At 67.1% G+C, this 14,085-nt stretch carries 15 protein-coding genes; 7 read left to right on the forward strand and 8 right to left on the reverse strand.

Annotated elements, in window-relative coordinates:
* Positions 1 to 384 (reverse strand): PPOX class F420-dependent oxidoreductase, encoded by a 384-nt coding sequence (locus QE454_RS15490; RefSeq protein ID WP_210076279.1) that lies wholly within the window; start codon positions 382 to 384, stop codon positions 1 to 3.
* A gap of 91 nt (positions 385 to 475) precedes the next feature.
* Positions 476 to 874 (reverse strand): YchJ family protein, encoded by a 399-nt coding sequence (locus tag QE454_RS15495; RefSeq protein WP_307459910.1) that lies wholly within the window; start codon positions 872 to 874, stop codon positions 476 to 478.
* 48 nt (positions 875 to 922) lie between these two features.
* On the opposite strand from QE454_RS15495, the gene QE454_RS15500 reads away from it, so the two are divergent.
* Positions 923 to 1,834, forward strand: a complete 912-nt coding sequence (locus QE454_RS15500; protein WP_210076283.1) for a 5'-3' exonuclease — start codon at positions 923 to 925, stop codon at positions 1,832 to 1,834.
* Between the two features lie 6 nt (positions 1,835 to 1,840).
* Here the strand turns inward: QE454_RS15500 and QE454_RS15505 are convergent, their stop codons facing one another.
* Complete coding sequence (locus tag QE454_RS15505) at positions 1,841 to 2,833, reverse strand: PHP domain-containing protein (RefSeq protein WP_307459906.1); 993 nt, start codon at positions 2,831 to 2,833, stop codon at positions 1,841 to 1,843.
* A gap of 2 nt (positions 2,834 to 2,835) precedes the next feature.
* Positions 2,836 to 3,897, reverse strand: a complete 1,062-nt coding sequence (gene trpD, locus QE454_RS15510) for an anthranilate phosphoribosyltransferase (RefSeq protein WP_307459903.1) — start codon at positions 3,895 to 3,897, stop codon at positions 2,836 to 2,838.
* 132 nt (positions 3,898 to 4,029) lie between these two features.
* On the opposite strand from trpD, the gene QE454_RS15515 reads away from it, so the two are divergent.
* The 6 genes from QE454_RS15515 (at position 4,030) to QE454_RS15540 (ending at position 10,053) form a co-directional block, all read left to right on the forward strand.
* Positions 4,030 to 4,701, forward strand: a complete 672-nt coding sequence (locus QE454_RS15515; RefSeq protein WP_094733763.1) for a heme-copper oxidase subunit III — start codon at positions 4,030 to 4,032, stop codon at positions 4,699 to 4,701.
* A 16-nt stretch (positions 4,702 to 4,717) separates the two neighbouring features.
* The gene (locus QE454_RS15520; protein WP_210076288.1) at positions 4,718 to 5,530 is read left to right on the forward strand and encodes a c-type cytochrome; all 813 of its coding nucleotides are present in this window, start codon (positions 4,718 to 4,720) and stop codon (positions 5,528 to 5,530) included.
* Between the two features lie 39 nt (positions 5,531 to 5,569).
* Positions 5,570 to 6,628, forward strand: a complete 1,059-nt coding sequence (locus QE454_RS15525) for a ubiquinol-cytochrome c reductase iron-sulfur subunit (protein ID WP_210076290.1) — start codon at positions 5,570 to 5,572, stop codon at positions 6,626 to 6,628.
* Entirely contained in the window at positions 6,625 to 8,466 is a 1,842-nt protein-coding gene (locus QE454_RS15530; protein WP_373459410.1) for a cytochrome bc complex cytochrome b subunit, read from the forward strand. Before QE454_RS15525 ends, QE454_RS15530 begins: the two co-directional genes overlap by 4 nt.
* Positions 8,467 to 8,657: 191 nt before the next feature.
* Positions 8,658 to 9,065, forward strand: coding sequence for a rhodanese-like domain-containing protein (locus tag QE454_RS15535; RefSeq protein WP_307459899.1), 408 nt, complete (start codon positions 8,658 to 8,660; stop codon positions 9,063 to 9,065).
* A 37-nt stretch (positions 9,066 to 9,102) separates the two neighbouring features.
* Positions 9,103 to 10,053 (forward strand): alpha/beta fold hydrolase, encoded by a 951-nt coding sequence (locus tag QE454_RS15540; protein ID WP_307459895.1) that lies wholly within the window; start codon positions 9,103 to 9,105, stop codon positions 10,051 to 10,053.
* 50 nt (positions 10,054 to 10,103) lie between these two features.
* On the opposite strand, the gene QE454_RS15545 is transcribed toward QE454_RS15540, so the two are convergent.
* From QE454_RS15545 to coxB, 4 genes are read right to left on the reverse strand one after another with little or no spacing between them, the layout of a single operon-like run.
* The gene (locus QE454_RS15545) at positions 10,104 to 10,895 is read right to left on the reverse strand and encodes a PP2C family serine/threonine-protein phosphatase (protein WP_210076299.1); all 792 of its coding nucleotides are present in this window, start codon (positions 10,893 to 10,895) and stop codon (positions 10,104 to 10,106) included.
* A gap of 4 nt (positions 10,896 to 10,899) precedes the next feature.
* Positions 10,900 to 11,316: a cytochrome c oxidase subunit 4 gene (locus QE454_RS15550; RefSeq protein ID WP_210076301.1), complete on the reverse strand. Its 417-nt coding sequence runs from the start codon at positions 11,314 to 11,316 to the stop codon at positions 10,900 to 10,902.
* 2 nt (positions 11,317 to 11,318) lie between these two features.
* On the reverse strand, positions 11,319 to 13,082 hold the full coding sequence (ctaD, locus tag QE454_RS15555) for a cytochrome c oxidase subunit I (RefSeq protein ID WP_056227796.1): 1,764 nt from the start codon (positions 13,080 to 13,082) through the stop codon (positions 11,319 to 11,321).
* 2 nt (positions 13,083 to 13,084) lie between these two features.
* Positions 13,085 to 13,966, reverse strand: coding sequence for a cytochrome c oxidase subunit II (gene coxB / locus QE454_RS15560; protein WP_210076303.1), 882 nt, complete (start codon positions 13,964 to 13,966; stop codon positions 13,085 to 13,087).
* Positions 13,967 to 14,085: the final 119 nt, after the last annotated feature.

The following is a 14,085-nucleotide window of genomic DNA, read 5'->3' on the forward strand; positions in this document are numbered from 1 at the left end:
TCACTGTCCTCCTACTTTGTCGATCGACATCTTCAGGATCACTCGATCCGCGCTGTCCGGCGGAGCCGCCTGCTCGGCGTTGCCGTAGCGCTGCCCGAGGCGCACGTAGAACGCCCCTGTCGGATCGGGCTCGGCCGCGATCAGACGCCCGCGCACCTCGACATAGCGATACGGGCGTTCGGGATCGAACACCATCAGGCTCATCGAGGGGTTTCGCTGCAGGTTGCGGAACTTCTGCCGCGTCGAGGTGTGCGTGAAGAGCAGGTGCTCCCCGTCGAACTCGAACCACATCGGATTGACCTGCACCGTGCCGTCGGGGCGAACGGTACCGAGGCTGCCGTAGTTCGGGTTCTCGAGGAGGTCGCGGTGTTCGTCGGGGATCATCCGTGTCCTTTCGCCGAGGATCCTGGACCGACCCTACGCACCACCCCCGACATGCCCCGCGGGCTTGACGACCCCCGCGAGCGGCTCCGTGTCAGTCGACGTCGCCGTCCACGTAGACCCAGCGCCCGCCGCGCCGCGCGAACCGGGAGCGTTCGCGCAACTCGCCACGCTCACGGCCATGCCGCCATGCGGCGCGGAAGGTCACGGTCGCGGCATCGCCGTCCTCGGAGGCATCCTCGATCACGAGCGCCGTCCACTCCGTGCCGTCGTCGACGACGATGTCGTCGGGTCGGGTGCGCGGATGCCATGACCTGGTCAGATGCACCGCGTCGCCGACCGAGAACGCGGTGTAGCGCGAACGCATCAACCGTTCCGCGCTCGGGGCGATCGCGCCGTCCAGGATCGGTCCGCAGCACTCGCCGAAGGGAGCGCGACCGCACGGGCACGCGGCATCCGGTGTCGGACGATACGAGGCGGAGCCGAAGGACATCCGGCCACTCTAGGTCAGCGGGCCACCCCGCGTGCCAGGATCGAGGGCGTGACCGATCGCCTCATGCTCCTCGACACCGCCTCGCTCTATTTCCGCGCGTTCTACGGGGTACCCGACAAGGTCAAGGCGGCCGACGGCTCGTCGGTGAACGCCGTGCGGGGCCTGCTCGACATGATCGCGAAGCTGGTCACGACGTACGAGCCCTCGCGGCTCGTCGCCTGCTGGGACGACGACTGGCGCCCCGCGTGGCGCGTCGACCTCCTGCCGAGTTACAAGGCCCATCGCGTGGTCGAGGCCGTTCCGGCCGGGCCCGACGTCGAGGAGGTACCCGATCCGCTCGAAGCGCAGATCCCCCTCATCCGCGAGGCGCTGGCCGTGCTCGGCATCCCCGTGGTGGGCGCCGCCGAGCACGAGGCCGACGACGTCATCGGGGTCCTCGCCACGCGAGCCGACGTCCCGGTCGACGTCGTCACCGGCGACCGCGACCTCTTCCAACTGGTCGACGACGATCGCGGCATCCGGATCGTCTACACCGCTCGAGGGATGAGCAATCTCGAGCTCGTCGACGACGCGGCCGTCTTCGCCAAGTACGGCGTCCACGCCAAGCAGTACGCCGACTTCGCGGTGCTGCGCGGCGACCCCTCCGACGGGCTGCCCGGCGTTTCGGGCATCGGCGAGAAGTCCGCGGCGGCGCTGCTCACCGCGTGCGGCGACCTCGACGGTATCCGCGCGGGGGTCCTCGAGGGCACCGCGGGAACACCCGCCCAGCGCGCGAAGATCGCCGCCGCCGCGGACTACCTCGAGGTCGCCCCGACCGTGGTGCGCGTCGCGCGCGAGCTCGACCTCGAGCCCTTCGACGACCGCCTCGGCCCCGTGGACCGGTCCGCCGCCGAAGAACTCGCCGAGCGCTGGAACCTCGGATCGTCGATGACGAGGGCGCTCGCCGCCCTCCCCGCCTGAGCGGGCTCAGCGACCGCGCTCGAGCCAGGCGCGCAAGCGCTCGAGCGGCCAGGTCGTGACGATCCGGTCGACGGGCACCTGCAGAGCCTCGGCGCGCGCGGCACCGAAGTCCAGCAGCGACAGCTGACCGGGAGCGTGGGCGTCCGAATCGATCGCGAAGAGGCATCCCGCCTCGATCGCGAGAGCCAGCAGGTCGTCCGGAGGATCCTGTCGCTCGGGTCGCGAATTGATCTCCACCGCCACACCCGAGGCCGCCGCCGCCGCGAAGACCTCGCGCGCGTCGAACTCCGATCGAGGTCGCGTCCCCCGCGCTCCCTCCACGAGCCGGCCGGTCACATGCCCGAGCACGTCGACCCGCGGGTCGCTCGCCGCCGCGACGAGCCGTTTCGTCATGGGCCCGCGTTCCATGCGCAGCTTGGAATGAGCGGATGCCACGACCACATCGAGCGCGTGCAGCAGCTCGTCCTCCTGGTCGAGGGCACCGTCGTCGAGGATGTCGACCTCGATTCCACTGAGGAGCGTGAACCCGTCGCCCCGATGACCACGGACGATGTCCATCTGCGCGCGGAGCCGCTCGGGCGAGAGCCCGTTCGCGACGGTGAGTCGCGGAGAGTGATCGGTGAGGGCGAGGTACTCGTGACCGAGTCCGCGCGCCGCGTCGACCATGGTCTCGATCGGGGTCAGTCCGTCGGACCATTCGCTGTGGCTATGCAGGTCGCCCTTCAACTGCGCCCGCAGCTCCGCGCCTCCGGTGGGGGCGGACTCCGCGCGCAGCGTCGCCAGGCGTTCGGGCACCTCGCCCCTCAGCGCCTGCTGGATGACCGCGAAGGTGGACTCCCCGATGCCCGCGCGGCGACGAAGCGACGGATCCCGCAACTGCGCGTCGCTCAGCCCCTCGATCGCGGCGGCCGCCGTGCGGAACGCCTTCGACTTGTACCGCGAGGACCGCTCCCGCTCGAGCAGGTACGCGATCTCGGTGAGCGCGTCGAGCGGGTCCACGCCTACTCCGCCAGCGCCTTCGAGGCCTCGACCCAGTCGTCGAGCTTCGCGGATGCGCGGCCGTCGTCGATCGCCGCGGCCGCGTCGGCCATGGCCTCACCCAGCCGCTCGAGGATCGGCCGCTGCACCTGCGCGGCATCCTGGAACAGACGGAACGACACGAGCCCCGCCGCCGCGTTCAGCAGCACGATGTCCCGCACGGCCCCGCGGTCGCCGCCGAGCACCCGCCGCACCACGGCGGCGTTGTGATCGGGAGACCCGCCCAGCAGGTCGTCCATGTCGGCGAGAGGGATGCCGAGATCCCGGGGATCCAGATCGTGCTCGTGGACGTCGCCACGGCTGATCTCCCAGACACGGCTGTGCCCGGTGGTGGTCAGCTCGTCGAGACCGTCGTCGCCGCGGAACACCAGGGCGGTCGCCCCGCGTGTGCGGAAGACCCCCGTGATGAGTGGAACGCGGTCGAGGTGCGCGACGCCCACCGCGTTAGCCTCGGCACGCGCGGGATTGCAGAGCGGACCGAGGAAATTGAACACCGTCGGCACACCGAGCTCCGAACGGGTGGCCGCCGCGTGTCGGAAGCCCGGGTGGAAGGCCGAGGCGAAGGCGAAGGTGATGCCCGTGCGGTCCAGGATCTCGGCGACCTTCTCGGGCGACAACGTCAACCCGATCCCCAGAGACGACAACACGTCCGAAGACCCCGAGGCCGAGCTCGCGGCACGGTTGCCGTGCTTGACGACGGGAACTCCGGATGCCGCGGCCACGACAGCCGCCATGGTCGAGATGTTCACGGTGCCGTAGCGGTCGCCGCCCGTGCCGACGATGTCGAGGACATCAGCGCGGACCGGGAGGGGCACCGCGGCTTCGAGGATCGCGTCGCGGAAGCCGACGATCTCCTCGACCGTCTCGCCCTTGGCCCGCAGCGCCATGAGGAACCCGCCGAGTTGAGAGGGCGTCGCCTCCCCCGCCATGACCTTGCGCATGGCCCAGGTGGACTCCGACACGCTGAGGTCGTCGCCGGCCAGCAACGACGAGAGGAGATCGGGCCAGGTGAAACGTTCCGCCATGCCATGATCCTTCCACACGCGTGTCGCGCGACAGCGCTCCGCACCCGCCAACGAAACAGCCTCCGTACCGGGGATTACTTGGAGATTCTGAGGCTTCCCTAAGTCTCGACGATGGAATATCGCAGGGTAGGGATGGGAATATCGGGCTCTCGGATCGCGCATAATGGAACGGTGACGACCTCAGCGACGTATTCCCAGGCTGTGCGTGCCGTGAAGCGGCCCGACCCGGTCGCCGTGGGCACCATCGTGTGGCTGGGCAGCGAGGTCATGTTCTTCGCCGGCCTGTTCGCGATCTACTTCACCCTCCGCAGCACGTCGGCCTCCCTGTGGGCCGAAGAGACGCAGCTGCTGAACGTTCCCTTCGCGACCGTCAACACGATCATCCTCGTGCTGTCTTCGGTCACCTGCCAGATGGGCGTCTTCGCCGCGGAGCGGTACCAGCCGTACCGCACCGGCAAGGCCACCGGCTTCCTGAAGTGGGGAATGGTGGAGTGGTTCTACCTCACCTTCATCCTCGGCGCGGTCTTCGTGTCGGGTCAGGTGTGGGAGTACGCGACCCTGGTAGCCGAAGGCATGCCCATCAGCGCCAACCCCTACGCCTCGGCCTTCTACATCACCACCGGCTTCCACGCCCTGCACGTGACGGGTGGCCTCATCGCCTTCCTGCTCGTGATCGGCCGTGCGTACGCCGTGAAGAACTTCGGTCGGAAAGAGATGACCACCTCGATCGTCGTGTCGTACTACTGGCACTTCGTCGACGTCGTCTGGATCGCCCTGTTCTTCGTCATCTACTTCCTCAAGTAAGAGAGCAGTACTCCACATGGCACGCGAGAAGAAGACTCGTCGGGCGTCCGGGCGTCGTAGCCCCCTGGCCGCCGCCGCGCTCATCGGCATCGGACTCCTCCTGACCGGAGGCGTCTACGCCGGCGCATCGGCCGCGATGGCCGCCACCTCCAGCACCCCCACGAGCGAGGCGAACTCGGCGTCGGCGGTCGAAGAAGGGCAGAAGCTCTTCCAGGCCAACTGCGCCACGTGCCATGGTCTCGACCTGCAGGGCAGCCAGCAGGGCCCGTCGCTCTTCGGCGTCGGCGAGCTCTCGGTGCACTTCCAGGTGTCGACCGGTCGTATGCCGTTGCAGGCCCAGGGTCCGCAGGCTCCGGTCAAGCCCGTGCAGTTCACCGAGGAGCAGGTCAACGCGATCGCCGCGTACGTCCAGTCATCGGCCCCCGGCCCGAGCTACCCCACCGAAGACCTGGTCGACGGTCAGGGCGACCTGTCGCACGGCGCAGAGCTCTTCCGCATCAACTGCGCCATGTGCCACAACGTGGCCGGCGCCGGTGGCGCGCTCACCGAGGGCAAGTACGCCCCCGACCTGCACACCACCACCCCGGTCAACATCTACGCGGCCATGGTCACCGGCCCGCAGAACATGCCGGTGTTCAACGACCTGAACCTCACCCCCGAAGACAAGCGCGACGTCATCTCCTACCTGATGTACCTGCAGAAGAGCGACTCGCCCGGTGGCTACGCCCTCGGTTCGCTCGGCCCGGTCTCGGAGGGTCTGTTCATCTGGATCTTCGGTATCGGGGCGCTCATCGCCCTGACCGTGTGGATCACGGCGAAGTCCAACTGACCGTCGTCTTCGACATTACGTAAACGCACGAGGAGCACCATGGCACACGAGGACGACGCACTCGAGCACGAGAGGGCTTCCTGGAAGCCCACCTCGGGGCTCGCCGTCGCGGTTCCCGACGCCGTACAGAACCCCGGCCTTCCCGGCCACCGTCAGCGCATGACCGACCAGGACCCGCAGGCGATGAAGCGTGCGGTTCGCACGGTCTACACCCTGTTCTACTTCTCGGTCGCGGCGAGCATCTGGGCGAGCATCGCCTACATGATCTTCCCGATCGAGTCGGGCGCGCTGATCGACATCCGGTACAACAACCTCTTCATCGGACTCGGCATCGCCTTCGCGCTGCTGGCGATCGGCATCGGCACCATTCACTGGGGCAAGTCGGTCATGTCCGACAAGGAGTACATCGAGGACCGTCACGCCACCCGTGGCCGTGACGAGGTCCGCGAGGGTGCGATCAATGTCTTCGCCGAGGCCGACAAGGACTCGGGGTTCGGACGTCGCGAGATCATTCGCAACTCGATGTTCGCCGCCCTGGCCGCCTCGGTCATCCCGGGTATCACGCTGTTCCGAGGCTTGGCGCCGCAGGACCAGGACCCGGTGAAGCTCCTCAGCCACACCATGTGGAAAGAGGGCATGCGCCTGACGCACGACCCCTCGGGTCGTCCGATCCGCGCGGCGGACGTGACCCTGGGGTCCGCCTTCCACGTGATCCCGGAGGAACTCGCGGGCCTGGGCCACGACGAGGGCTACCTCGAAGAGAAGGCCAAGGCGATCGTTCTGCTCATGCGCATGCAGCCTGAGCAGCTCAACCCCGAGACCAACAATCTGGACTGGTCGTACGACGGCATCATCGCGTACTCGAAGGTCTGCACCCACGTCGGTTGCCCCGTCGCGCTCTACGAGCAGCAGACCCACCACCTCCTGTGCCCCTGCCACCAGTCGCAGTTCGACGTCGCCAACGGTGCGGCCGTCATCTTCGGCCCGGCCGCCCGTCCCCTGCCGCAGCTCCCCATCACCGTCGACGCCGAGGGTTACCTCGTCGCGCAGAGTGACTTCCACGAGCCCGTCGGCCCCAGCTTCTGGGAGCGCTCATGAGCATCGGTACCCATCCCACCGAGAACGTCACCACCGAACCCGCGGTGCACGCGGGTCCCCCCGCGACGAGCGGGCGCGACGGCAAGCCGCTCGGCGGCCGCTTCGTCGGCTCGGTCGCGAACTACATGGACGAGCGCACGAGCATGTCGGGCATCGTCAAGGAGCTCGGCCGCAAGGTCTTCCCCGACCACTGGTCGTTCATGCTCGGCGAGATCGCTCTGTGGAGCTTCGTCGTCGTGCTGCTCTCCGGCACCTTCCTGACGTTCTTCTTCCAGGCTTCGATGGTCGAGACGCACTACAACGGTGCGTACGAGCCCATGCGCGGTATCGCGATGTCCGCCGCCATGGAGTCGGCTCTGCACATCTCGTTCGATCTGCGCGGCGGCCTGCTCGTTCGCCAGATCCACCACTGGGCGGCGCTCGTGTTCGTCGCCGGTATCGGCGTGCACATGCTCCGCGTGTTCTTCACGGGCGCGTTCCGCAAGCCCCGCGAGCTCAACTGGGTCGTCGGCTTCATCCTGTTCATCCTCGCGATGGCCGAGGGCTTCACCGGATACTCGCTCCCTGACGATCTGCTCTCCGGCAACGGCCTGCGCATCATCGACGGCATGATCAAGGGTCTGCCGATCATCGGCACGTGGACGTCGTTCCTGCTCTTCGGTGGCGAGTTCCCCGGTACCGCGATCGTCGGACGCCTCTACACGCTGCACATCCTGCTGCTGCCGGCGATCCTCGTGGCGCTCCTCGCGGTGCACCTCATGCTGATGATCATCAACAAGCACACCCAGTTCGCCGGCCCCGCCCGCACGAACAGCAACGTCGTGGGCTACCCGATGCTCCCGGTCTACGCCTCCAAGATGGGTGGCTTCTTCTTCATCACGTTCGGTGTGATCGTGCTGATCGCCGCTCTCGTGACCATCAACCCCATCTGGAACTACGGTCCGTACGACCCCTCCCCGGTCTCCGCGGGAACGCAGCCCGACTGGTACATCGGCTTCGCCGACGGCATGCTCCGTCTGATCCCGCCGCACCTCGAGTTCGTGCTCTGGGACCACACCTTCTCGTGGAACATCATCATCCCCGTCGGCGTGCTGGGGCTGTTCATCGTCCTGGTTCTCGTGTACCCCTTCATCGAGGCCTGGGTGACCGGAGACAAGCGCGAGCACCACATCGCCCAGCGTCCGCGCAACGCCGCGACGCGCACCGCGATCGGCGCCGCCGGCGTGACGTTCTACGCCGTGATGTGGGCGGCTGCGTCGTCCGACATCATCGCGACGCACTTCCACCTCACGATGGAAGGTGTCATCCACGTCCTGCAGGCCCTGCTGATCCTGGGTCCGATCCTCGCCTACTTCATCGCGAAGCGCGTCTGCATCGCGCTGCAGAAGAAGGACCGCGAGATCGCGCTGCACGGCTATGAGTCCGGTCGCATCGTCCGTCTCCCCGGTGGCGAGTACATCGAGGTCCACCAGCCCGTCGACGAGTACGAGCGCTGGAAGCTGATCGACAACGAGACCTACGAGCCGCTGGTCGTGCGTCCCAACGCCAAGGGTGAGATCCCCTGGTACGAGAACGTCCGCGGTTCCGTGTCGCGCTGGTTCTTCGAGGATCGTCTCGCTCCCCTCACGCAGGCCGAGCTCGACGCCGCGGTGGCTCACCAGCACCACGAACTCGACCACATCGATAACGAAGAGGCCGACGAGATCGCGGGCGCCAACGCCCGTGCCGACGAGGATGGTCGCCCCCGTAACGCGGTGGGTGAGCGTACCGAGGTCGAGATCCCGGCTCCCAAGGGTCTCGAAGAGCGCAACCGCCCGGAGGGCGACAAGAGCGAGTGATCGCCTCCCCCAAGAACCCCGGTGCTTCGGCACCGGGGTTCTTGCGTTCTCCCCGCCGTGCCTCACGTCCGCGCGAGACACGTAGCCCGAGCCACGCCTCCATCCACGCGGAGAGGGTCTGGCAGGCAGGCACCGCGGAATGGCATCCGTGCTCCTCCCCCGGCGTGACGCGCTCCCCTAACGTGGGAGACATGACCGACGCTCAGGATTACTTCTCGCGCCGCCTCGCCTTCGAGACCGACCCCAGCGACGTGTACGCGGCCCAGAAGAACGGCGACCGCTTTGTGCTCGTCGACGTGCGCGGCGACGAGGCCTGGGCGCAGGGACGCATCACGGGCGCCGTTCACATGCCGTATCGAGACATCGACGATCGCGCACCTCTCGAGATCGCGCTCGATACCCCCGTCGTGGTGTACTGCTGGAGCCCCGGCTGCAACGCCGGGCAGAAGGGCGCCCTCGCCTTCGCCCGCCTCGGCTACGAGGTCCGCGAGATGATCGGCGGCTACGAGTACTGGGTACGTGAGGGCCAGCCCTTCGAGAACGACCAGGGTCCCTGCGAGCGGGTCTTCGACCCGACGGTCATGGTCGTCCGCTCCTGACCTCGAACACGACCCGGGATGCCGTTAGGCTGCCGAGATGCAGCATCCCCCTCTGGAACCGTTCGACTCCGGGTTCGTGGAAAGGCCGGACGGCGCCCGGCTGTATTGGGAGACCTCCGGTAATCCGCGAGGGCGACCAGCGCTCTATCTGCATGGCGGACCCGGCGGGAATCTCGGCAAGGGCGGGTACCGACGCCGGTTCGACCCCACCCTTCATCTGATCGTCGGGATCGATCAGCGCGGTTGCGGGCGGAGCGAGCCCTGGGCGATGGATGACCTCTCCAGCCTGCAGCATCAGACCATGGACGACCTCCTCGCCGATATCGAGGCGGTGCGGGTGCATCTCGGCATCGACCGCTGGCTCTTGCACGGAGTGTCGTGGGGATCCACCCTGGCGCTCGCGTACGCCCTCGAGCATCCCGATCGGGTCACGGAGATCGTCAACCTCGCCGTCACGACCGGAGGGCGATGGGAGATCGATTGGATCACCGACGGCATCGCTCCGGTGTTCCCCGAGGCGTATGAGCGCCTCCGTTCGCTCCTGCGCGCGGATGAACGCACGATCGAGGGCTACGCACGGCTCTTGACCCAGGGCGATCCGCACATGCGCCAAGTGGCCGCCGACCAGTGGGACGAGTGGGAGGCCACCCACATGTCCCTGGGCCCGCTCTCCACCCCGGGTCCGCTGCACGACGACGAGCGGCACAGACGAAACTTCGCCACCCTGGTCTCGCACTACTGGGCGCGCGACTGCTTCCTCACCGGTGACGCGGCCATCCTCGCCCGTGCGGAACAGCTCGCCGGCATCCCCGGGGTCCTCGTCCACGGACGGCGTGACATCAGCGGGCCGGCATTGACGGCGTGGAGACTGCACCGCGCCTGGCCAGGATCCCGCCTCGAGATCGTCGAAGAGGACGGCCACGGTGGACCGCGGAGCGCGGAACTCTCTCAAGAAGCGATGGACGCGTTCGCCCGGGCATCGCGATGAACGCCGATCGACGAGACCGAGCCTGACCGGACTCTTCGTTGCCGGACGCGTCAGGCTGTTTCGACGTCCTCGGCGAACCAACGCGCCGCAGAACCGCAGAACACCGGGTCGCCGCCCACCGTCTGATCGTCGTCGACGACATCGCAGACGACGACGGTCACGTTATCGCGCGTGCCGGCCTCGAGCGCGAGCGCCACAGCTGCGGCGGCGGCAGATCGCGGGTCCGGCGCCTCGCCGACGAGGCGGGCGACATCCGCCTCGGGGACGTAGTCGGTCAGGCCGTCGCTGCAGAGCACCCATCGGTCGCCGGTCACCGGCGGACGCTCGGCGACGGAGACGACGTCTCCCTCTGCGCCCCCGAGCGAAGCGGTGATGATGTTGCGCCGCGGGTGCGCCTGCGCGGCCTCGGGAGGGATGATCCCGTGGTCGACGAGCGCCTGAACATACGAATCATCACGCGTCTCGCGCGTGAACTCGCCGTCGCGGAGCAGGTACGCCCGCGAGTCGCCGGTGTGCGCGAGCAGCAGCTCGCCGCTCACACTGAGGAAGATACCCGTGAACGTCGTCGCCATGCCCTGGAGCGCAGGGTCACGCTCGACGTGGGCGCGGATGTCCCAGTTCGCTTCGCGGATGCGCACGAGCAAGCCGTCGGCATCCATCCCACCGCCGCGCGTGGCGACGAGGCGATGAAGGAGCGCAGCAGACGCGAGGTCTCCAGAAGGCCCTCCTCCGACGCCATCTGCCACCGCCGCACCCCAGGACGCCGCGAAAGCGGCGTCCTGGTTGGTGGGACGATGGGAGCCGGCGTCGGAGACGGCGGCCGCATTCAGCCGAATGGGCACGGGATCAGCGCGCGAAGTACCCGCGGTAGTACTCGTACACCCAGCCGACGATGGCGATGACGAAGATCGCGAATCCGACGGGGACGAGCCAGCTTCCGACGGCAAGACCGATCACCGCGATCGCCGCGGAGGCAGCGAGAACGATGGGCCACCACGACCACGGGCTGAACTCGCCCATCTCGGGGTCACCGTCGTCGATGTCCGCCGTGAGGGTGTCCTCGGGAAGATCACCGCGCTGCGCCTTCATGACGCGCGAGATGTAGAACGCGATCATCGACGACATCAGTCCGAGGAAGACGAGCGCGACGCTGCCCACCCACTCGACTCCACCGTGCTGGAGAAGACTCCAGACGGTGTAGACGGCGGCGATCAGGAAGCCGAAGACGGCCAGGAGCCACCAGAGTCCAACGTTGGTACGCATTCTTACTTGACCTCTCCAGCCGCAGAGTCGACCACGGGCGCCTCGGGCGCGTCCTTCGCGGGGCCCACGCCTACCGGGATACCGGCCTCGGGGTGGTTCAGATCGAAGGCGGGACGCTCACTGCGGATACGCGGGATCGAGGTGAAGTTGTGACGCGGCGGGGGGCACGAGGTGGCCCACTCGAGCGAGGCACCGTAGCCCCACGGGTCGTCGACCGTCACGCGCGGCGCCTTGCGGGCGGTGATCCAGACGTTCAGGAGGAACGGGATCATCGACGCGCCGAGGATCATCGACCCGACGGTCGAGAGCTGGTTCTCCCACGTCCATCCATCAGCGGCCGCGTAGTCGGCGTAGCGACGGACCATGCCGTCGACACCCAGCCAGTGCTGGATGAGGAAGGTCATGTGGAAGCCGATGAACAGCATCCAGAAGTGAACCATGCCCAGACGCTCGTTGAGCATCTTGCCCGTCCACTTCGGCCACCAGAAGTAGAACCCGGCGAACATCGCGAACACCACGGTGCCGAACACGACGTAGTGGAAGTGAGCCACCACGAAGTACGAGTCGGACAGGTGGAAGTCGAGCGGGGGCGACGCGAGGATGACGCCGGTCAGACCACCGAAGACGAACGACACGAGGAAGCCGAGGGCGAAGACCATGGGCGTCTCGAAGGTGACCGAGCCGCGCCAGAGCGTTCCGATCCAGTTGAAGATCTTCACGCCGGTCGGGACCGCGATCAGCATCGTCATGAGGGCGAAGAACGGCAGCAGCACACCGCCGGTGACGTACATGTGGTGCGCCCACACCGCGACCGACAGGGCCGCGATCGCGATGGTCGCGTACACGAGGGTCTTGTACCCGAAGATCGGCTTGCGGCTGAAGACCGGGAAGATCTCGGAAACGATGCCGAAGAACGGCAGCGCGATGATGTACACCTCGGGGTGTCCGAAGAACCAGAAGAGGTGCTGCCAGAGGAGCACTCCGCCGTTCTCGGGGCTGTAGATGTGGGCGCCGAGCACGCGGTCGGCGGCGGCGGCGAAGATGGCCGCGGCCAGCACGGGGAACGCAAGCAGGATCAGGATGCTGGTGATCAGCGTGTTCCACGAGAAGATCGGCATGCGCCACATTGTCATACCGGGGGCGCGCATCGTGAGCACGGTGGTGATGAAGTTGACCGCACCGAGGATCGTGCCGAAACCGCTGATGCCGAGACCGAGCATCCAGAGGTTTCCGCCGACGCCCGGCGAGAAGCTGGCGTTGGCGAGTGGCTGGTAGGCGAACCAGCCGAAGCCGGCCGCGCCCTGCGGGGTGAGGAAGCCGGAGACGGCGATGGTCGACCCGAACAGGAACAGCCAGAACGCGAACGCGTTCAGACGGGGGAACGCCACGTCGGGGGCGCCGATCTGCAACGGCAGCAGCGCGTTCGCGAAGCCCGCGAACAGCGGCGTCGCGAACATGAGCAGCATGATCGTGCCGTGCATGGTGAAGAGCTGGTTGTACTGCTCTTTGGTCGGGATGATCTGCATGCCCGGCTCGAACAGCTCGGCGCGGATGATCAGCGCCATGACACCACCGAGCATGAAGAACATGACGGAGGCGATCAGGTACATGTACCCGATGGTCTTGTGGTCGGTGGAGGTGATCCACTTGACGACCAGGTTGCCCTTCTGCTCGACACGCGTGGTGCTGAGCAGTGCGGCTTGACGCGGCGGGAGAGTCGTCGGCCGCGAGGGGCCCGTCCCCTGGAGCGGAAGCGTCGTGGCCATGATCACTCGTTCCCTTCGGTACCGGCCGTCGTCAGGTTCTGCAGACGCGACAGGTCGCTGATGTCGCCCACGTCGCCGGCACGGCGCAGCGAGTCGAGGTAGGTGTTGTACTCGTCTTCGCTGACGACCTTGACGTTGAAGAGCATGGCGGAGTGGTACTCGCCGCAGAGCTCCGCGCACTTGCCCTCGTACGTGCCTTCACGGGTGGGCGTGAACGACCACTCGTTGTCGCGACCGATGTACATGTCTTTCTTGTAGAGGAAGTCGATGATCCAGAACGAGTGGATGACGTCGCGCGAGCGGAGGTCGATCTTCACGGTCTTGTTCACCGGCAGGTACAGCGTCGGGACGTCCTGGAGGTCGTACCCGTCGGACGTGGCCTTGGCCTGGACGCCCATGGAGTACACGGCGTCGGAGTTGTCTTCCTTCGTGCCGTTGTACTGGAAGTCCCACGCCCACTGCTTGCCGTAGGCGGTGATCGAGACGTCGGGGTTCTCGTACTGCGTCTCGAGCGTGTTCTGGTCGCGCGCCGTGAAGGCGAAGAAGCCCACCACCAGAATGAGCGGCACGACCGTGTAGAAGATCTCGACCGGCATGTTGTAGCGCAGCTGCACCGGCAGACCGGACTGACCCTTGCGACGGCGGTACGCGATGACCGACCACAGCATGAGGCCCCAGGTGATCACACCCACGGCGAGAAGGACGATCCACGAGTTGACCCAGAGCCCTGCGACCATGTCGGTGTGGTTCGTGGCGGCCGGGCCGTCATCGACGAAGCCGGGCAGGAAGCCGTGGAGCTGGGTGGTGGTGCAGCCGGAGAGGGCCGCGACGGATGCGATTCCGAGGGGAAGCGCTGCCCAGCGAAGGCGACGTTTGGAGGGCACAATGCACCTTTCCGGGTCGTGGATGTTGCTCTGACAGTCTAGAGCAACCTCTCACCGTTCTCAGGCCATTCGTCCAGTGCCGAGACATCGAGAACCCCCGGTTTCCGCGGTGTGATCCG

The sequence above is a fragment of the Microbacterium sp. SORGH_AS_0454 genome (assembly GCF_031453395.1).
Taxonomy (GTDB): Bacteria; Actinomycetota; Actinomycetes; order Actinomycetales; family Microbacteriaceae; genus Microbacterium.